13 protein-coding genes are annotated in these 19,244 nt (G+C 61.2%); 10 read left to right on the top strand and 3 right to left on the bottom strand.

What is annotated here, in order from left to right; all coding sequences use genetic code 11:
- Nucleotide 1: 1 nt before the first annotated feature.
- The 5 genes from AB7813_RS00285 (at nucleotide 2) to cnbZ (ending at nucleotide 7,491) form a co-directional block, all read left to right on the top strand.
- Nucleotides 2-865 (top strand): sugar phosphate isomerase/epimerase family protein, encoded by an 864-nt coding sequence (locus tag AB7813_RS00285; protein ID WP_441227857.1) that lies wholly within the window; start codon nucleotides 2-4, stop codon nucleotides 863-865.
- A gap of 643 nt (nucleotides 866-1,508) precedes the next feature.
- Nucleotides 1,509-2,216 (top strand): TetR/AcrR family transcriptional regulator, encoded by a 708-nt coding sequence (locus AB7813_RS00290; RefSeq protein ID WP_439061344.1) that lies wholly within the window; start codon nucleotides 1,509-1,511, stop codon nucleotides 2,214-2,216.
- A 1-nt stretch (nucleotide 2,217) separates the two neighbouring features.
- On the top strand, nucleotides 2,218-3,414 hold the full coding sequence (locus AB7813_RS00295) for an efflux RND transporter periplasmic adaptor subunit (protein WP_089266964.1): 1,197 nt from the start codon (nucleotides 2,218-2,220) through the stop codon (nucleotides 3,412-3,414).
- A gap of 116 nt (nucleotides 3,415-3,530) precedes the next feature.
- Entirely contained in the window at nucleotides 3,531-6,620 is a 3,090-nt protein-coding gene (locus tag AB7813_RS00300; RefSeq protein ID WP_441227858.1) for a MexW/MexI family multidrug efflux RND transporter permease subunit, read from the top strand.
- 127 nt (nucleotides 6,621-6,747) lie between these two features.
- Nucleotides 6,748-7,491 (top strand): 2-amino-5-chloromuconate deaminase CnbZ, encoded by a 744-nt coding sequence (cnbZ, locus tag AB7813_RS00305; protein WP_120290723.1) that lies wholly within the window; start codon nucleotides 6,748-6,750, stop codon nucleotides 7,489-7,491.
- Nucleotides 7,492-7,494: 3 nt separating this feature from the next.
- Here cnbZ and AB7813_RS00310 read toward each other — a convergent pair whose 3' ends face one another.
- Nucleotides 7,495-8,958: a UdgX family uracil-DNA binding protein gene (locus AB7813_RS00310; RefSeq protein WP_441227859.1), complete on the bottom strand. Its 1,464-nt coding sequence runs from the start codon at nucleotides 8,956-8,958 to the stop codon at nucleotides 7,495-7,497.
- 21 nt (nucleotides 8,959-8,979) lie between these two features.
- A complete protein-coding gene (locus AB7813_RS00315) occupies nucleotides 8,980-10,221 on the bottom strand; it encodes a putative DNA modification/repair radical SAM protein (RefSeq protein ID WP_441227860.1) in 1,242 nt (413 codons plus the stop codon).
- A gap of 162 nt (nucleotides 10,222-10,383) precedes the next feature.
- On the opposite strand from AB7813_RS00315, the gene AB7813_RS00320 reads away from it, so the two are divergent.
- From AB7813_RS00320 to AB7813_RS00330, 3 genes are read left to right on the top strand one after another with little or no spacing between them, the layout of a single operon-like run.
- Nucleotides 10,384-11,175 (top strand): ImuA family protein, encoded by a 792-nt coding sequence (locus AB7813_RS00320; RefSeq protein ID WP_441227861.1) that lies wholly within the window; start codon nucleotides 10,384-10,386, stop codon nucleotides 11,173-11,175.
- Nucleotides 11,069-12,655 carry a Y-family DNA polymerase gene (locus AB7813_RS00325; protein WP_441227862.1) on the top strand — a complete coding sequence of 529 codons (1,587 nt, stop codon included), beginning with the start codon at nucleotides 11,069-11,071 and terminating at the stop codon, nucleotides 12,653-12,655. The genes AB7813_RS00320 and AB7813_RS00325 overlap by 107 nt, the downstream gene beginning before the upstream one ends.
- Nucleotides 12,652-16,005 (top strand): error-prone DNA polymerase, encoded by a 3,354-nt coding sequence (locus AB7813_RS00330; protein WP_441227863.1) that lies wholly within the window; start codon nucleotides 12,652-12,654, stop codon nucleotides 16,003-16,005. The genes AB7813_RS00325 and AB7813_RS00330 overlap by 4 nt, the downstream gene beginning before the upstream one ends.
- A 32-nt stretch (nucleotides 16,006-16,037) precedes the next feature.
- Here AB7813_RS00330 and AB7813_RS00335 read toward each other — a convergent pair whose 3' ends face one another.
- Nucleotides 16,038-16,325: a hypothetical protein gene (locus AB7813_RS00335; protein ID WP_089266972.1), complete on the bottom strand. Its 288-nt coding sequence runs from the start codon at nucleotides 16,323-16,325 to the stop codon at nucleotides 16,038-16,040.
- 97 nt (nucleotides 16,326-16,422) lie between these two features.
- Here AB7813_RS00335 and AB7813_RS00340 point away from each other — a divergent pair, with 97 nt between their 5' ends.
- Both AB7813_RS00340 and AB7813_RS00345 read left to right on the top strand, forming a co-directional pair.
- Entirely contained in the window at nucleotides 16,423-17,820 is a 1,398-nt protein-coding gene (locus AB7813_RS00340) for a CoA transferase (RefSeq protein WP_441227864.1), read from the top strand.
- 220 nt (nucleotides 17,821-18,040) lie between these two features.
- On the top strand, nucleotides 18,041-19,210 hold the full coding sequence (locus AB7813_RS00345; RefSeq protein ID WP_093761887.1) for an efflux RND transporter periplasmic adaptor subunit: 1,170 nt from the start codon (nucleotides 18,041-18,043) through the stop codon (nucleotides 19,208-19,210).
- Nucleotides 19,211-19,244: the final 34 nt, after the last annotated feature.

The following is a 19,244-nucleotide window of genomic DNA, read 5'->3' on the forward strand; positions in this document are numbered from 1 at the left end:
GATGCGTGACTTTTCCAACGACCATCGCTGGCTGTCGCTGAACACGGCGACGGTCCGCAAGCAGGGCGACTTTGTCGTCATTGCAGAAGCCTGTGCCCGGCACAAGATCCGCGGCGTTTCGCCGTGGCGTGACCAGGTCGCTCATGTCGGCCTCGACAAGGCCGTGAAGGCGCTGCGGGACCACGACCTCGAACTGTCCGGCTATTGCCGCGGCGGCATGTTCGTCTCGGACGAAGCCCATCGCCAGCAGCAGCGCGACGACAACAAGCGCTGCGTCGATGAAGCGGTGGCATTGGGCTCACCGTGCATCGTGCTGGTCGTCGGCGGCCTGCCGCAATATTCGCGGCCGGGCTCTGCGCCGTCGAAGAACATCATCAATGCGCGTGCGCAGGTCGATGATGGCATCGCCGAGATGATGGAATACGCCAGGCAGGCAAAGATGCCGCTGGCCATCGAGCCGCTGCATCCGGCTTACGCCGCCGATCGCGCCTGCGTGAACACCACCGAACAGGCGCTCGACATCTGCGACCGGCTCGATCCCAACCGCACCGGTATGCTTGGCGTCGCCCTCGACGTCTATCACATCTGGTGGGACCCGGAGCTGCATGCGCAGATCGCGCGGGCAGGACAGGATCGTCTGCTCGCATTTCACGTCTGCGACTGGCTGGTGCCGACCAAGGATATCCTCAACGACCGCGGCATGATGGGCGACGGCGTGATCGATATCAAATCCGCCCGCGCGGCTGTCGAGGCGCAGGGCTTCGCCGGTTACTCCGAGATCGAAATCTTCTCAGAGAACTGGTGGAGCAAGTCGATGGACGAGGTGCTGACGACCTGCATTGAGCGTCACAAGACGGTGGTGTAACTCACGGTGTAGTGCCGAAACGCACGAACCTCTCAACATTCCCGGGGCGCGCTCTTGCGCGAGCCCGGAATGACAATTGAGAGGGTAGAGCTTAAACATTTTTTCCTATATATCTTGACAATATACCTAGAAGGATTGTCCTCCGCTCATCCAGTTCGCGAGGGCGCTTCTAGAGGCGTCTTGAGGTGGAGCTGGGATTGCGGCGTCTACGGGCGGGAGGAGACGTTCCCTCGCGCACTCGGGAGGCCCTGGGTAGCCGTCCGGGCCCACTACAGGCTCTGACGGAAACGGCTGGACTGGGACAAGCAAAAGCGGGGAAACCGGCCGGCGCCACGTCCCAGGAAGCACGGTCCCGGGGACAGAAATCGCCCATAGCAGTCGCAGACTGCGTAAACTTGTCTGCGGTGTGGCGTTGCGCGGTTGCGGATTACCGGCGTTCCGGCGGAGCGGATCGCGATAAAAACCACCCTTTGTGCCTCACGGCGCGCTACCACACCTCATCTTGAGGGGGCCGCATAACTCGGGCGCATTGGCGTCGCGAGAATGCAACACTGTGGCGGCCAGATACCACCTGCAGTCATTCTCCGGATGCGATGCACCATTTTCTTGACACGAATAGAGGTGAGTGCTTACTCACGACGCTATGAGCACACTTCGAATGACCCATGACCTCAGGCGCGAGCTGATCCTCAGCGCGGCGAAGCGATGCTTTGCGCGCAATGGATTTGCCGGCACTACGACCAAGAGCGTGGCGGCTGCGGCGTCGATTTCGGAAGGCTTGCTGTTCAAGCACTTCCCGACCAAGTCGGCGCTCTATGCCGAGATCCTGGCGGAGGAATGCGAAGCCGATCCCGGACTGAACAAGCTGCTCGGCCTGCCGCCGTCGACCGAGACGCTGGTGATTTTGATTCGCGGCATGGTCGGGCACTTCCTCGACATTCCGCGCGATCCCGATCCCGATCATGAAGAGGCACAGCGCCTGCGGCTAATGGTCATCAGCCAGTTGCAGGACGGCGAATTCGCCCGGCTGCTGTTTGACAAGATCGGCGAGCTGATCGGCCCGACCTTTACGGCGTCACTTGAAGACGCTGTCCGGACAAACGACGCGGTCCGGATCGGAAAAGAGCCGATGGGTCTTTTCTGGTTCGCGCACCACACCGCGATGATGGCGGCATTATCGCGCCTTCCCTCGGTTCCCTGTTTGCCTTATGCCAGCACCGCCGACAACGAGCGGCAACTTTGTGAGTTTATTCTCCGCGGTATCGGACTGAAAGACACGGCGATCGCGACGTATATCGATCGCGAGCTTCCGGCGTACCTGATGCCAGCGACTACGACAGAAAGCGCATGACATGACACTCACGACCGAACCCAACAGCACTACGGCGCCGCGTGCGACTGTCGAGAAGCCCCGTCCGCGTCCGCGGATGGTGCGTTGGTTCATCATCGTCGGCATCCTGCTGGCGATCCTGGTGGGCGGCCTGGTGGGCTTCAACGCGTTCCGCGCCCACATGATCAAGCAGTTCTTCGCCACCATGAAGCCGCCGCCGACTGTGGTGAGTGTTGCGGATGCCAAGTCCGAAGTAGTGCCCAACCTGATCAGCGCCGTCGGCGATCTCGCCGCTGTGCATCAGGTCAACGTCACCTCCGACGTCAACGGCCGCATTACCGACATCCAGTTCACCGCGGGCGCGACCGTCAAGGCCGGCCAGCCGCTGGTGCAACTGTTCGACGGTCCGGACCAGGGCGACCTCGCCAACTTCAAGGCGGCTGCCACCGTGGCGCGCATCAATCTCGACCGCGCCAAACAGCTCGCCGAGCGTCAGGTTGGTCCGCAGGCCACCGTCGACACCACGCAGGCGGCGTATGATCAGGCACAGGCCAATATCGCCAAGACCGAAGCGGTGATTTCGCAGAAGCAGGTGCGCGCGCCGTTCGACGGCGTGCTCGGCACGCGTCGGGTCGAAGTTGGCCAGTACCTGACGGCCGGCACGCAGATCGTGTCGCTCACCGATCTGTCCGCCGTCTACAACAACTTCACGGTCACGGAAAAAGACTCCGGCAAGCTGCAGGTCGGTCAGGCTGTGCGCATTTCGGTGGACGCTTATCCGGGCCGCAAGTTCGAGGGCAAGATCACCACGATCGAGCCGCAGATCAGTGCGGATACGCGCAACATTCGTGTTCAGGCGACGCTGCAGAATCCGGAAGGCATTCTGAAGCCGGGCATGTTCGCGACCACGACCGTCGTGCTGCCGGACAAACCGGCTGTGATCACCGTGCCGGAAACCGCAGTCGACTACACGCTCTATGGTGACTCGGTTTACCTGATCACCGAGAAGAAGACCGACGATGGCAAGACCGAGCTCTCGGCCGTGCGCACCTTCGTGCGCACGGGCGACCGCATCGATGGCCGTGCGGTGATCACGCAAGGCCTGAAAGCCGGTGATCGCGTCGTGGCGGTCGGACAGCTCAAGTTGCAGTCCGGCGCGCTGGTGTCGATCTCGACCGATCCATTGCCGCAGATTCCGGCGAAGCCGCCGCTGAACTGAAACCCGATGGACGGGCCGCGAAATGCGGTCCGTCCCGGTTCATCTGAATGAATTTTCTCGCATCGTCGCGCGGCCTGTGATGGCCGGCAGACGGTGCCGATGACGGAGCGACCGCAATGGTCTTCACGGATATCTTCATCAAGCGCCCGGTGCTGGCGCTGGTCGTCAGCCTGCTGATCCTGCTGATCGGTTTCAAGGCTGCAACCAGCCTGCCGATCCGTCAGTATCCGAAACTGTCGAATACCGTGATCACCGTCACCACGGTATATCCCGGCGCGTCGCCGGACCTGATGCAGGGCTTTATCACCACGCCGATCGAGCAGGCCGTCGCGGCTGCTGAAGGCATCGACTACATGACGTCGGCATCGACGCAGGGCCAGAGCCTGATCTCGGTCTATATCAAGCTCAACGTCGATCCCAATGCTGCGCTCACCGAAGTGCTGTCGAAGGTCAATTCGGTCAAATATCTGATCCCGCGCGAAGCGAACGACCCCGTCATTCTGAAGTCCACGGGGTCGACGACGGCGGTGATGTATCTCGGCTTCTCCAGTGAGGAACTGTCCGGCTCGGCGATCTCCGACTACCTGACGCGCGCTGTGCAGCCGATCCTGTCGACGGTGGACGGCGTGGCGTCGGCCGAAATCCTCGGCGGTCAGACCTTCGCCATGCGCCTGTGGCTCGATCCGCTACGCATGCAGGGCCGCGGTGTATCTCCGGACGATGTCGCTGCGGCGATCCGCGCCAACAACTTCCAGGCGGCAGCAGGTCAGACCAAGGGCTATTACATCGTCTCCAATGTGACGGCGAATACCGACCTGCAGAACGTCGAGCAATTCAAGCGCATGACGGTGAAAGCCAAGGACGGTGGCTTTGTCCGTATGGAGGATATCGCCACCATCGAGCTTGCCGCGCAGAGTACGGACGCGAGCGTGGCGTTTAGTGGCGAGCGCGCGATCTTTATCGGCGTGCAGGCGACGCCGCTCGGCAATCCGCTCAACATCGTCAAGGGCGTGCGCGCGCTGTTCCCCGAACTCGAGCGTAACCTGCCGCCATCGCTGAAGATGAAGGTCGCCTACGATTCCACCAAGTTCATCACGTCGTCGATCGAGGAAGTCGAGCACACGCTGATCGAAGCCGTCGGCATCGTGATCGTGGTGATCTTCCTGTTCCTGGCTTCGTTCCGCTCGGTCATCATTCCGGTGGTGACGATTCCGCTGTCGCTGGTTGGCGTCTGCAGCCTCATGCTCGTCATGGGCTTCAGCATCAATCTGCTGACCCTGCTGGCGATGGTGCTCGCCATCGGCCTCGTGGTCGACGACGCCATCGTGGTGGTGGAGAACATCCACCGCCATCTGGAGGAGGGCAAATCGCCGGTGCAGGCGTCGCTCGAAGGCGCGCGCGAGATCGTTGGTCCGGTCATCTCCATGACCATCACGCTGGCGGCGGTGTATGCGCCGATCGGCTTCATCGGCGGTTTGACCGGTGCGCTGTTCCGCGAATTCGCCTTCACGCTGGCGGGCTCGGTGATCGTATCCGGCGTTATCGCGCTGACGCTGTCACCGATGATGTGCTCGGTGCTGTTGAAGCAGGAAGAGCCGGGCTGGTTCGCCAAGAAGGTGGACAAGGTGTTCGGCGCCACCACGCGCTGGTATGGCCGGCAGCTCGATCGTTCGCTGGACTATCGCCCCATCACGGCCATGTTCGCCGTTGTGATCCTCGGTCTCGTCGGCTTCATGTACATGAATACGTCGAAGGAGCTGGCGCCCGAGGAAGATCAGGGCATTCTGTTTGCGGTGACCAAGGCACCGAAATACGCCAACATCGACTACGCGGATTTCTATGGCGACCGCATGGACGAGGCGTTCAAGAAGTTCCCGGAAACCGATCTGCGCTTCATCATCAACGGCACCAACGGTCCGAGCAACGGTATCGCCGGCATGCTGCTGAAGCCGTGGGACGAGCGCAAGCGTTCGTCCACGCAGCTGAAGCCGCTGGTGCAGGCCGAACTCAGCAAGATCGAGGGTGTCAACGCCTTCGCATTCAACCTTCCGGCGCTGCCGGGTGGTCCCGGCGGTCTGCCGATCCAGATGGTGATCAGCTCGACCAACGGCTTCCAGTCGGTCTATGAAGAGATGGTCAAGTTGAAGGACACCGCGCGCAAGAGCGGTCTGTTCATTGTCAGCGACAGCGATCTCGATTTCAATCAGCCGGTGGTGCGCGTCTCCATCGATCGCTCCAAGGCCAACGACCTCGGCATTACGATGTCGAGCATCGGCAATACGCTGGCGACGCTGCTCGGCGGCAACTACACCAACCGCTTCAACCTCGAGGGGCGCTCCTATCAGGTGATCCCGCAGGTGCCGCGCGGCATGCGGCTCTCGCAGGATTCGCTGGCGAACTACTATGTGCCGACGATCACGGGTCAGCAGGTGCCGTTATCGACGCTGGTAAAGGTCGAAACGGGCACCAACCCGAACGCGCTGTCGCACTACAACCAGCTGAATTCGGCGACCTTCCAGGCGGTGCCGATGCCCGGCGTGACAGTGGGGCAGGCGGTCGACTTCCTTGAGGGGGCCGCCAAGCAACTGCCGTCGGGTTTCAACCACGATTATCTCGCGGATTCCCGGCAATATGTGCAGGAGGGCAATCAGCTGGCAGTGGCGTTCGGCTTCGCGCTGATCATCATCTTCCTGGTGCTGGCAGCGCAGTTCGAAAGTCTGCGCGATCCGCTCGTGATCATGATTACGGTGCCGATGGCGATCCTGGGCGCGTTGATCCCGCTGTTCTTCGGCATGGCGACGATCAACATCTACACCCAGGTCGGCTTGCTGACGCTGGTCGGTCTGATCTCGAAGCACGGCATCCTGATGGTGGAGTTCGCCAACGAACTGCAGCTCAAGGAAGGTCTCGATCGTCGTTCGGCCATCGAGATGGCTGCCCGCGTGCGTCTGCGTCCGATCCTGATGACCACGGCCGCGATGGTCACCGGCCTGTTGCCGTTGCTCACCGCGGCGGGTGCTGGTGCAGCGAGCCGCTTCTCGATCGGCCTCGTGGTCGTCTCCGGCATGATGATCGGCACGCTGTTCACGTTGTTCGTGCTGCCCGCGGTTTACGTGGCCATCGCCACCGATCACCGCGCCGGCAAAGAGACGGAGCGCGCCAAGCAGATCGAGGAATTCGATCTGGAGCATACGCGGACTGCCTGATCGCACGGACGCGGCCTTGCGAAGCTGAGCTTGCGGGGACACATGGTTTGAGGTTGGATGGCGGATCGCTTCATGCGATCCGCCATTATCTTTTGGCGGCCCGCATGGCCTCCACAGGACCCATCCCATGACGCGCGATTTTCCGGCCGGCAATTATCGCTATCTTCCCGCAGTGTTTCAGTATTCCAGCGGCGTTGCCGCCAATGCGGATTTCGAGATCGAGCGCGTTCGTTTCGACACGTGGCTGCCATTGGCCGATGGGTTTGCGCGTATTGCCGATTACATTCTCGCGGCGGATCGCCCGCTGACATCGTTCTGCGCCTGCGAGTTGCGCTCGCCTGCAGTGGTCGACGAAGCTGGCTTCCGGAAGTTCAACGAGCACTATGTTAAGACGCTTGCTGAATGGGGCATCTTTGACGGCACGAATAATCCCGTCGCGCGCAGCAATGTGTGCCTCGAGATCGATCCGCCGAGTGAACCGTCGTTTTACGCGTTCTCGTTCACGCGGCCGTCGCTCGGTGCCAAGCCGACTTTCGTGATTGCGGGTGGTGCTGAAGCGCGCGGCGGTCCTGGAACATATCCCGAGCGCATCACGCGCTATCGGGAGACCTCGCTGGACGCATTCCGGGAGAAAACGCGGATGACCATGAGCAATATGGAGGAGCGTCTGGGCGAATTCGGCTTCTCATGGAAGGACACGACCGCGACGCAGATCTACACGGTACAGGATTTCCATCCCGTGGTGGCCGATGAGCTGGTCAAGCGCGGTGCGTCGCGGCAGGGCATGACCTGGCATTTTGCGCGGCCGCCGGTGGTCGATCTCGAATTCGAGATGGATACGCGGCGTGTGATGCGAGAATTTGTGATTTGACCGTCAGGCAGCGCGCGCTGATTTGCTGAGATGCGCGGCGACGATGCGCAGGTCGTCGACGAAATGCGCATATTCGCGTGCCTTGGCATCCTCGTCGGGCAGTCGTAGCAGATAGGATGGATGCACGGTCACGAGAACCTGTGTGCCGTCGTCAGCCTGGATAATCTGGCCACGGGTCTTGCCGATCGGCGTGATCTTGCCGAGCACGCTTTGCGCGGCTGTCGCGCCCATCGCGACGACGAGCTCGGGTTTCACGGACGCTTTTTCGCGCTCATACCAGGGACGGCACGCCTTGATTTCCGGTGTTGCCGGCTTCTGGTGCAGACGGAATTTTCCGCGCGGCACGAATTTGAAATGCTTTACGGCATTGGTGACATAGACTTTGTCTCTGACAATGCCGGCTTCCTTCAGCGCCTTGTCGAGCATCTGTCCGGCTGGTCCGACGAATGGCTTGCCGGCAAGGTCTTCCTTGTCGCCGGGCTGTTCGCCGACCATCATCACCGACGCATGTTGTGGTCCTTCGCCAAATACAGTCTGCGTCGCGTCTTTCCACAAATGGCAGGCACGGCAATCGGCGGCTTCGTCGTGCAATGCGGCAAGACTTTCCTTCCCGCTATGTTCGGTCGTTTTGGTCGCATGCGACTTGACCATCGTCTCCTCCCGACGTTGTGGTTTCTTGGGCGCGCTGGCTTCTGCCGCGATCATGTCACCTGTGATGCGTTCAGCTTGCGCGATCAGCGGCTTGATCAGCGCGGCTTCGGGCAGGTTGCGCCAGTATTTCTTCGGCATCTCGTTCTGCATCGCCTTGGTCTTCAATCTCGCCGGATTGAAGATGTTGGCGTAATAGGTCAGCCATACCTCTTCGAGCCGATCCTTGGTCGGCGCATCGGCCTTGCTGACGCCGGGCGTGATGGAAATCGCGTGGCCGTCCCAATGTGCGCAGAGATCCGGCGTCAGGATCGACCACGCCATGTCGGCGAAGCGCCGCGCGAAGAACGGCGCGGCGAGTTCGACGATGTGATGTTCGGGCTCGAACCAAGCGACGAAATGCGATTTTGGCTCGCGGCCGATTTCGCGAAACCGTACGAAAGCATGCATCTTGTGCTCGTCGCGCCGGACAGCCTTGGCCATCGCCTGCAATTTAGCGATGTCGGAATCGATCGCGACGTGGATCAGATCGGGATTGTCGCGCAGCCGCCACAACAGACGATAGAGCAGGGCGAAGCGTTCGGGGTCGCGATGCAGGATTGCGGTTTGCGCCAGTTCGACGAATTTGGCCGAGACGTTGAAAGTGCCTTGCGTGGCGTCAGAGAGCGACGTCTCGGGCAAGGCAGAAAATAGTTCAAGTTCAGCACCAGCGACGATCCATCTCACGTGAGTGGGAGCAATGTCGTTCAGCACGAGTTGTCGTGCCGCCTTGCGCCAGCCTTCAAAGTCGGTGTCGCTCTCCAGCACTATGGTGTGCATCGGGTCTCCTGAAATGAAATTCTAGAACCCAAATCCCAATTGCGTCGCCTTCGGCTTGAAACGCTGCGCCAGCTTCGCGCCGTCCAGCAAATTCACGGCCGGGCGATGATCCGGAAGAACGATGAAAGGCAGTGCCTTGTTCCGCGGAATATGCAGCCGGGCGAGGTCGCCGACGCGGATCGACGAGATGCGGCGCGTTTCGATGATCCGCTGCACGGCCTTGGCGCCGAAACCGGGCACGCGCAAAAGGTCTTCGCGGCTGGCGCGGTTGACATCGAGCGGGAAGCGGTCGCGGTGTCGCAGCGCCCAGGCGAGTTTCGGATCCATGTCCAGCGACAGCATGCCGTCATTGTCATCGACGATCTCGTCGGCCTCGAAGCCATAGAAGCGCATCAGCCAGTCGGCCTGATACAGCCGATGCTCGCGGATCAGCGGCGGGGCGCGCAGCGGCAGTGCGCGGCTGGCATCGGGGATCGGGCTGAAGGCGGAGTAATAGACGCGCTTCAGATTGTAGGACCCGTACAGATTGGCCGAGGTCCGGATGATGGTTGAATCATTGGCGCTGTCGGCGCCGACGATCATCTGCGTGCTCTGGCCGGCTGGCGCAAAACGCGGCCCGACCTTGCCGCGCGGCGTCGGCTTGCGACCCTCGCGGGCTTCATCGAGCTTCAACCGCAATCGACCCATGGTGCGGCGTATGGCGCGAACGTCTTTTTCCGGAGCCAGCTTGGCGAGGCTGTCTTCTTCCGGCACCTCGATATTGATCGAGAGCCGGTCGGCATATTTGCCGGCCTCGGTAATCAGTACATCGTCGGCTTCCGGAATGGTCTTGAGATGGATATAGCCGCGGAAATAATGCTCCTCGCGCAGTTTTCGCGCGACGGCGACAACCTGTTCCATCGTGTAATCGGCGCTGCGGATGATGCCCGACGAGAGAAACAGTCCCTCGATGTAATTGCGCCGGTAGAAATCCAGCGTCAGTTGGACGACCTCATCGACGGTGAAGCGGGCGCGCGTCACATTGCTGGAGGCGCGGTTGACGCAATAAAGGCAATCGTAATTGCAGGCATTGGTGAGCAGGATCTTCAGCAGCGAGATGCAACGGCCGTCCGGCGCATAGGAATGACAGATCCCCATGCCTGCGTCGGTCGAGCCGATGCCTTTGCCGTCGCGGGAGTCCCGTTTCTCGGTACCGCTGGACGCACAGGACGCGTCGTATTTCGCGGCATCCGCCAGGATCTCCAGCTTGCGCTTCACGTCCATGTTCAAAAATCCCTTTGATTCCAAACGCTAAAAAAGTGGCTGATGATCCCGATTGACTCGGCTTGCCATCTTAGCTTTATATTAGAACATATCATGAACAAATGGGCCGGCAATGGGTTCACTAAAAACCCGCCACGGCAAAACAATTTCGAGGAGCGGCGCATGACCGGCGCACGCATGACCACGCTCGCGCAATTGCGCGGCAGCATCGAACGCATCGAGACTCACAGCGATACCTATGCGCCGGATCGCGTGTCGCTTGGTCATGCCGAGGCGGACGCGGCGCTGCAAGGCGGCCTCGCGCGTGGCACCATGCATGAGGTGTTCGCCGAAGGCCGGCACAGCGCGGCGGCCACGGGCTTTGTCGCCGGCCTTGCGCATCGTGTCTCGGCAAAGCGGCCGCTGCTGTGGATCCGGCAGGATTTCCCCGAACGCGAATGCGGCGCGCTGGCCATGAGCGGCTGGCGCGAGCTCGGCCTCGATCCGCGCCTGCTGGTCACCGTGCGCGCGCCCGATGTCGAGACGGCATTGCGGACCACGGCTGATGCGCTGGCCTGCGATGCACTGGGCAGCGTCGTGCTGGAAACCTGGGGCGACAGCAAGCAGTTCGACCTCGTCGCCAGCCGCAAGCTCACGCTGGCAGCGCGCGGCTCTGGCGTCACGTGCCTGTTGCTGCGGACTGCAGGCGTTCCGGTCTCGAGTACGGCAGAGACGCGCTGGATCATCCGCTCCGCGCATTCGCCGCCATTCAGGCCCTGGCAATCATGGGGCGTGCCCATGCTCGACGTGCAACTGGTTCGAAATCGTCACGGCCCGAACGGGCAATGGATCATGGAATGGAAGTGTGATGAGTGCGTTTTCCGTGACACATCGGCGCATCCTCAGCCTGTGGCTGCCGCGCCTGCCAACCGATCGCATCAAACGTCAGCTCGCGCGCAACGGCGTGCCAGCTAATCTGCAAGCAAGTATTGTCGTCGCCAAGCAAAGCAATGCGCTGCAGATTTCCGCGCTGGACGATGCCGCGGCGAAGCTCGGCCTCGAACCCGGTCTGCCGCTCGCCAATGCCCGTGCGGTCTGTCCGGACATTCAGGTGTTCGATGCCGATCCTGTCGCCGATACGCAGGTACTGACCGACATCGCCGATTGGTGCGACCGCTTCACGCCGCTGGTGGCGCTGGATCTGCCGCATGGCCTGTTTCTCGACATCACCGGCTGTGCCCATCTGTTCGGTGGCGAGGCCGCACTGATGGAGCAGCTCTGCGCGGCGCTGTCGCGGCAGGGTTTTATTGTCAGTGCAGCGATTGCGGGGACATCGACATGCGCGCGCACGCTCAGTCGATATGTACATGGCCGGATCATCGCCGCGGGCGAGGAGGCCAAGGCAGTGACGCCGCTGCCGCTGTTCACGCTCGGCGCCGATGAGGCGATCACCCGCGGATTGCGCCGCGCCGGCTTGAAGACCATCGGCGATGTCGCCTCGCGGTCGCGCCCTGAAATCACTGCGCGCTTTGGCGCGGAATTCACGACACTGCTGGAACAGGCGCTGGGGCAAAGCGATGCACCGATCTCGCCGCGCAAGCCGCTGCCGGATTATATCGTCGAGCAACGCTTCGCCGAACCGATCGCCACCGATGGCGTGATTACGCTGACACTGGCCAAGCTGGCGCGCACGCTGATCGATGCGATGGACAGGCAGGGCAAGGGCGCGCGGCGGCTGGAAGCGGCGTTCTTTCGCACCGACGGCGCGGTGCGGGTGATCACCGCGGAAACCGGCCTGCCGGTGACCAAGGGCGAGGTGATCGACCGGTTGTTTCGCGAGCGACTGGACGCGATTGCAGATCCACTCGATCCCGGCTTCGGTTTCGATATGATCCGCCTGTCAGCCAGCCGCACCGAGATTGTCGTGCAGCAGCAGCGCGACCTCGATGCCAATGTTCACGCCAATGACGAACTGGCCGACCTGATCGACCGTATTGCTGCGCGGATCGGGTCGCGGCGTGTGCTGGTTTATCTGCCCGTCGAGAGCCACATTCCCGAACGCGCGATGCTGGGGGTGCCGGCACAGCATCATCTGGCTGCCGCCATGCAGGCAGCATGGCCGCCGCGTGAAGACGAGCCGCCTTTGCGGCCGTTACGGTTGTTCGAGCAGCCTGAGGTGATCGACGTCCCGCTTGCGGAGTTTCCAGACAAGCCGCCTAAGAAATTCACCTGGCGACGCGTCTCTCACAACGTCGTTCATGTGGAAGGTCCGGAGCGTGTGTCGATGGAGTGGTGGCGTTCGCAGGAGGCGAAGCCGACGCGCGATTACTTTCGTGTCGAGGATGAGGCAGGTCAACGCTTCTGGCTCTTCCGCGACGGGCTGTATGGCGAGATCAGGGATGCGGACAATCAAGTCGTTTCGCCGCAATGGTTCGTGCATGGGCTGTTCGCATGAGCACGGGCGGCGCCGGCGCGCCTGATTATGCCGAGATTGGCGTCACCAGCAATTTCTCGTTCCTGCGCGGTGCGTCGCATCCGCAGAACTATGTGCATCAGGCCAGTATCGAGCGGCTTTATGCCATCGGCATTGCCGATCACAACACCATGGCCGGTGTGGTGCGTGCCTTTGCCGAGCTGGACCACAAGGATCTTGTCTACAAACCGAAGCTTCTGATCGGCACACGGCTGGTCTTCAATGACGGCACGCCTGACATCCTTGCCTATCCGTGCGACCGCGCTGCCTATGGCCGACTGTGCCGGTTGCTCAGCATGGGCAAGTTGCGCGGCAACAAGGGTGAATGCCTGCTGCAGCTCGGCGATCTCGCGGAGTTTAGCGAAGGGGTGTTGCTTGTTCTAATGCCAGCCTATCGGATCGACAGTGATCTTGTCCTGCGCACGCTCGATGCACTATCGGGTCTGCCGGCGGAAGGCATCTGGCTTGGCGCCAGTCCGTTTCATCGCGGGGATGACAGGCGTCGTTTGGCGAAGCTGCAGCGCATCGCATCCACCGCGCGCGTGCCTCTGATCGCCACCAATGACGTGCTCTATCACACGCCAAATCGCCGCATACTGCAGGACGTGGTCAGTTGTATTCGCGAGAAGACCACTATCGAGCAGGCCGGCCGCGTGCTGGAAATGAATGCCGAGCGGCATCTCAAGCCAGCGGCCGAGATGGTCAGATTGTTTCGCGATTATCCCGATGCGATCTGTGAAACCATCCGTTTTGCCGATCGCATCACGTTTTCATTGAACCAACTCCAATACCAATATCCCGACGAACCGGTGCCGCCGGGAAAGACGGCGCAGCAGCATCTTGAAGATCTGACCTGGGAAGGAATGAAACGGCATTTTCCTAAGACAGAAGATCCGAAGCTTGTTGCCACCTTGGAAAAGGAACTCGCGCTCATTAAGGAGCTCGGCTATGCGCATTATTTTCTGACTGTCCACGATATCGTCCGCTATGCGCGCAGCCAGAATATCCTGTGTCAGGGGCGGGGATCGGCGGCAAACTCAGCGGTTTGCTATATGCTCGACATCACCTCGGTGAATCCCGCCGAGGTCGATCTCCTGTTCGAGCGCTTCATCTCCAAGGAACGTCTGGAGCCTCCGGATATCGACGTCGATTTCGAACACGTCCGGCGCGAGGAGGTGATGCAGTATGTCTACAAAAGATACGGACGTCATCGCGCGGCGATCATCGCCACCGTTATTCATTACCGCCCGCGCTCGGCGATCCGCGATGTCGGCAAGGCGCTGGGACTGACCGAAGACGTCACCTCGGCGCTGGCCGATACTGTCTGGGGCAGTTGGGGCAAAGGCCTCAACGAGATGCAGGTCAAGCAGGCAGGGCTTGATCCGTCCAATCCGATGATCGTGCGGGCCGTCGAACTTGCCACCGAGCTGATCGAGTTCCCGCGCCATCTGTCGCAGCATGTCGGTGGCTATGTGCTGACGCAGGACCGGCTCGACACCTATGTGCCGATCGGCAATGCGGCAATGGATGATCGTACCTTCATCGAATGGGACAAGGACGATGTCGACACCATGAAGATGATGAAGGTGGATGTGCTGGCGTTAGGCATGCTGACCTGCATCCGCAAATGTTTTGATCTGATCTTTCGTCACAAGGAGAGGCGCTACGAACTCAAGGACATCAAAGCGGAGGCCAAGGATGCCCCACCGGTTTTCGCGATGCTCCAACGCGGTGAATCTCTGGGCGTGTTCCAGGTCGAAAGCCGCGCGCAGATGAATATGCTGCCGCGGCTGAAGCCGAAGACATTCTACGACCTTGTCATCGAGGTGGCGATCGTTCGTCCGGGGCCGATCCAGGGAAACATGGTGCATCCCTATCTAAAACGACGGGCGATGAAGCCGGAAGATATCGAATATCCACACCCCAAAGGGGGGGATGAAAATGAGTTGCGCAAGGTTCTGCACAAAACCCTCGGCGTGCCGTTGTTCCAGGAACAAGCCATGCGCATCGCGATTGAAGCGGCGCATTTCACTCCGGAGGAGGCTAACGGTCTGCGCCGCGCCATGGCGACGTTTCGCAATGTCGGCACCATGCATACGTTCGAGGAGAAGATGGTCGGCAAGATGATCGACCGTGGTTACGACAAGGCTTTCGCCACCAGTTGCTTCGATCAGATCAAGGGCTTTGGCAGCTACGGTTTTCCCGAGAGCCATGCGGCGAGTTTTGCGCAATTGGTCTATGTCTCGTCATGGCTGAAACATTATCATCCGGATGTATTCTGCTGCGGGCTCTTGAATTCGCAACCGATGGGATTTTACGCACCTTCGCAGATCGTGCGCGACGCGCGCGACAACGACGTCGATGTGCGCCAGATCGATGTATCCTTCAGTCATTCGCAGAATACGCTGGAAGAACCCAGTGGAGACTATTGCGCCGTTCGCCTCGGCTTTCGCCAGATCGATGGATTCAAATGGGCGGATCCGGATGAGAAGCGCGAACGTGAAAAAGCTGGCAAACCGCCGGGAGAAGACTGGGGCGAGCGCATCGTTGCCGCGCGAGAGCGACGACCTTTCACCTCGCTGGAAGATTTCGCCCGCGATACCGCTTTGCCAAAACGCGCGCTGATCATGCTCGCCGATGCTGATGCATTTCGCTCCATCGGCCTGGATCGTCGTGCAGCATTATGGGCGGTAAGGCGCTTGCCCGATGATCTGCCGCTGCCGCTGTTTGAGATCGCTACTGCGCGCGAGCAGCCGGACGAACATGCGGAACCACTGCCTGAGATGCCTTTGCCCGAACAGGTGGTCGCTGATTATCAGACCATCCGCTTGTCCCTGAAAGGCCACCCGATGGAGTTTTTGCGGGCGAACTTCACTCGCGAGAAAGTGGTGACCTGCGCGAGCGTCACACATGCCAATGACAGACGGCGGGTGCGTTGTGCCGGCGTCGTGCTGGTGCGGCAGCGGCCGGGCAGTGCCAATGGTGTGGTCTTCATGACGCTGGAGGACGAGACCGGTATCGCCAATATCGTCGTATGGCCGAAGGTGATGGAGGAGTTTCGCAGGGAAGTCATGGGCTCCAGGCTCATTCTGGTCGAGGGTACGATTCAGAGCAGCCCGGACAAGGTCGTGCATCTCGTCGCCGAACGGCTGATCGATCGCTCTGACGATCTGAAGCACCTTGGCAATGATGCACTCGGCACACCGCAGCAGGCGCTGTCAGGTCCGGAACCGATCAATGACGATCGCCGCGAGCATCCCGGCAATCCCGCCCAGCGCATTCGCCATCCGCGCAATGTCCGGATCCTGCCGCGCTCGCGGGATTTCCATTAAGCGTCGTTCAGAAACCATTCAGCCGTTCTTACCTATTCAGGTGATGCACCGACTGGCGGTCCGCCGGGTGGCCGGTGCAGGAAAGTAATAGTGGCATAGGCGCCGATCCATGAACCGACGGCGGCGAAACCCACATACATCCAGTTTTCGGTATAGCTGATGACGGCATAGGACGAGAGTACATACCAGACGCTGCTCCAGGTGGCCGCAGGGATGCGCCGACGGGCCACCACCGCAGAGGTGAACATCACATAGACCGCGTCGGTGGCAGCCGTGGCCAGCACCACGGCGCCGGCTGTCAATGGATCGATGGTGGCCATGGTCTCTCCTCCTGCTTGTACAAGATGATGCGATGACGGATGTGGTCACCTGGAAGCGTGAGCTGAATCGGTGGCGTGGGAAAGGGGGAGGACGTTGATGTACGGCATTCGTGAACTGCTCGGCGACCTCTGGAGGCAGGCTGGCGGTGATATTGCGGCGCTCCAGCGTGTCGCGCTGACCGGCAATGAGCCGCAATTGCCGTCGTCCTTCCATGTCGGTGCAGCCGCTCAGGTCAGTATCGCTGCGGCCGGAATGGCGGCTGCCGAAATCTGGCGGCTACGCAGCGGGCAGACGCAGACTGTCTCCGTCGACATGCGCCACGCCATCGTCGAATGCCGCAGCGAGCGCTATCTGCGCTGCGACGGTAATCCGCCGCCGCCCGCCTGGGATGTGATCGCTGGTGTCTACAAGACCGGCGATGACAAGTTCGTGCGGCTGCATACCAATTTCCCGCATCATCGCGACGCTGTCTGCCAGGTGCTGTCATGCACGCCGACGCGTGAGGCAGTGCAGGCGGCTTTGATGCACTGGAACGGCGAAGCCTTCGAGACCGCGGCCTATGCAGCCGGCGGTGTCGTAGCGCTGATGCGATCCCATGACGAATGGATGGGGTTGCCGCAGGCCAAAGCCGTTGCTGAACTGCCGCTCGTCGAGATCACCCGGATTGACGACGCCGAACCGAAGCTGTGGCCGATCGGCGCCCGGCCGCTTGCCGGTTTGCGCGTACTCGATCTCTCACGCGTTATCGCCGGTCCCGTCGCTGGTCGAACGCTTGCGGCCCATGGCGCGGATGTCATGCTGGTCTCCAGCCCCGATCTGCCGGCGATCCCGTGGCTCACTATCGATACCGGCCGCGGCAAGCTCTCGAGCTTCGTGGATCTCCAGAGCGGGCAGGGGCGCGACACGTTGCGAGGATTGCTCGCGCAGGCGGATATCTTCTCGCAGGGCTACCGCCCGCAATCGCTCGCGGCGCTCGGCTTCTCGCCGGAGGAGGCGGCCCGTGTCAGTCCCGGTATCGTCTATGTCTCGCTCTCCGCCTATGGCCGTTCCGGGCCGTGGGCCGGGCGCCGCGGCTTCGATTCTCTCGTGCAATGCGCGACCGGCTTCAACCATGCCGAAGGGCAGGCGGCGGGCGTAGACGGGCCCAAGGAATTGCCGGCGCAGATGCTCGATCACGCCACCGGCTACTTAATGGCGTTCGGCGCCATGATCGCACGCGCACGTCAGGCGCGTGAAGGCGGTAGCTGGCACGTGCAGGTCTCTCTTGCCCGCACCGGTCAATGGCTGTGGGATATGGGAAGGATCGCGGAGGGTCTCGCGGTCGAAGACCTGAAGGGAGAGATGGTCAAAGCCTTTACTGAGGATATGCCGTCCGGATTTGGCCAGTTGTCGGCGGTCCGTCATGCAGCCGTGTTATCGCGAACCCCGGCATCGTGGGTGCGTCCAGCCATGCCCCTCGGCAGCCATCCGGCGGTATGGCCGTCCGGCAATTGAAGCCCATTCGCAGGATTTCAAAATTTTAACGAAGATTCGTAAGTGCACACGCGTTTTTAGATTGTCTGAACGCCCAGATGCGCACTATTAGCGCGTGAATGGGACAAATCGCCGCGGAATAAGTGCGTTTCCTACCAAGGACTGGACAGTGACGAATTTAGATCAACGATCTCAGCTGTTTAGCGGAAAGCGCCTAATTGCGGGCGGTTGCATTGCTGCCATGCTGGTCGCCGCAGGCATCGGCTACGTGCGGCTGTCCACCCCGTCGAAGGGGCATTCCGACGTTTCGAGCCAGTCGCGGAAGAATCCGCAGCGCTATACGACGTCGCCGTCTGAATGGGCCAGCCTGACCATCGAGCCGGTCACCGTGCGTGCCTTCCGCGCCGAACACGTCACCGAGGGCAAGATTGCCGTCGATGAAGACCGCTCGACCCCGATCTTTTCACCTTATGCCGGCCGCGTCACCAAGCTGCTGGCCAAACCAGGCGACCACGTCGAAAAGGGCCAGCCGCTCTTCGTCATCGAAGCGGCCGACACCGTCGGTGCGCAGAATGATTTCGTTGCCGCGACCACGGCGCTCAACAAGGCGAAGTCACAATTCGACCTCGCACAGATCCAGGACAAGCGCGCCCGCGACCTGTTCGAAGGCAAGGCCGTGCCGTTGAAAGACTATCAGCAGAGCCAGGCAACGCTGCTGCAGGCACAGAACGATCTGCGCACCGCCGACACGGCACTCGAAGCCGCACGCAATCGCCTGCGTATTCTTGGCCTCTCGGAAGACGCCATCACGGCATTTCAGGAGAAGGGCCGCATCAATCCGGAAACGACGATCTACGCGCCGCTTGCAGGCACGGTGGTTCAGCGCAAGATCGGCCCCGGCCAGTACATCAGTGCCGGCGCTGCCGACCCGGTCTTCGTGATCGGCGATCTCTCATCGGTGTGGCTCACGGCCTTCGTGCGCGAGACCGAAGCTGCTGCCGTGCAGATCGGTCAGGAAATGAGTTTCACCGCACTCGCGCTGCCGGGCCGTGTGCTCACTGGCCGCATCAGCTATGTCGCGACTGCGCTCGATCCCGCGACGCGTCGTCTGCTGGTACGTGCCACGCTGGACAACAGCAACGGTCTGCTGAAGCCCGAAATGTTCACCACCGTGACGATCTACGCGCCTGGCGACCAGCCGACGATAGGCGTGCCGAAAACGGCGCTGATCTATGAAGGCGATCAGGTCCGCGTCTGGGTCGCGCATGACGACAAGACCATCGAGCTGCGCACGATCAAGACCGGTATGACCAATGGCAATCTCGTCGAGGTCCATGGCAACCTGAAAGCCGGCGAACGCATTGTCACCAAAGGCAGCCTGTTTATCGATCGCGCGGCCTCCGCCAGCTAAAACCCAGCTTCGGCTCTTCTGAAAGGTCCGATCT

Source organism: Tardiphaga sp. 20_F10_N6_6, assembly GCF_052076045.1.
In the GTDB taxonomy this organism is placed as follows: Bacteria; Pseudomonadota; Alphaproteobacteria; order Rhizobiales; family Xanthobacteraceae; genus Tardiphaga; species Tardiphaga robiniae.

Bases quoted from the DNA above. Each gene is read 5' to 3' on its own strand.
- AB7813_RS00285 (WP_441227857.1), top strand. From the start codon at position 2: ATGCGTGACTTTTCCAACGACCATCGCTGGCTGTCGCTGAACACGGCG.
- AB7813_RS00290 (WP_439061344.1), top strand. From the start codon at position 1,509: ATGAGCACACTTCGAATGACCCATGACCTCAGGCGCGAGCTGATCCTC.
- AB7813_RS00295 (WP_089266964.1), top strand. From the start codon at position 2,218: ATGACACTCACGACCGAACCCAACAGCACTACGGCGCCGCGTGCGACT.
- AB7813_RS00300 (WP_441227858.1), top strand. From the start codon at position 3,531: ATGGTCTTCACGGATATCTTCATCAAGCGCCCGGTGCTGGCGCTGGTC.
- cnbZ (WP_120290723.1), top strand. From the start codon at position 6,748: ATGACGCGCGATTTTCCGGCCGGCAATTATCGCTATCTTCCCGCAGTG.
- AB7813_RS00310 (WP_441227859.1), bottom strand. From the start codon at position 8,958: ATGCACACCATAGTGCTGGAGAGCGACACCGACTTTGAAGGCTGGCGC.
- AB7813_RS00315 (WP_441227860.1), bottom strand. From the start codon at position 10,221: ATGGACGTGAAGCGCAAGCTGGAGATCCTGGCGGATGCCGCGAAATAC.
- AB7813_RS00320 (WP_441227861.1), top strand. From the start codon at position 10,384: ATGACCGGCGCACGCATGACCACGCTCGCGCAATTGCGCGGCAGCATC.
- AB7813_RS00325 (WP_441227862.1), top strand. From the start codon at position 11,069: ATGAGTGCGTTTTCCGTGACACATCGGCGCATCCTCAGCCTGTGGCTG.
- AB7813_RS00330 (WP_441227863.1), top strand. From the start codon at position 12,652: ATGAGCACGGGCGGCGCCGGCGCGCCTGATTATGCCGAGATTGGCGTC.
- AB7813_RS00335 (WP_089266972.1), bottom strand. From the start codon at position 16,325: ATGGCCACCATCGATCCATTGACAGCCGGCGCCGTGGTGCTGGCCACG.
- AB7813_RS00340 (WP_441227864.1), top strand. From the start codon at position 16,423: ATGTACGGCATTCGTGAACTGCTCGGCGACCTCTGGAGGCAGGCTGGC.
- AB7813_RS00345 (WP_093761887.1), top strand. From the start codon at position 18,041: ATGCTGGTCGCCGCAGGCATCGGCTACGTGCGGCTGTCCACCCCGTCG.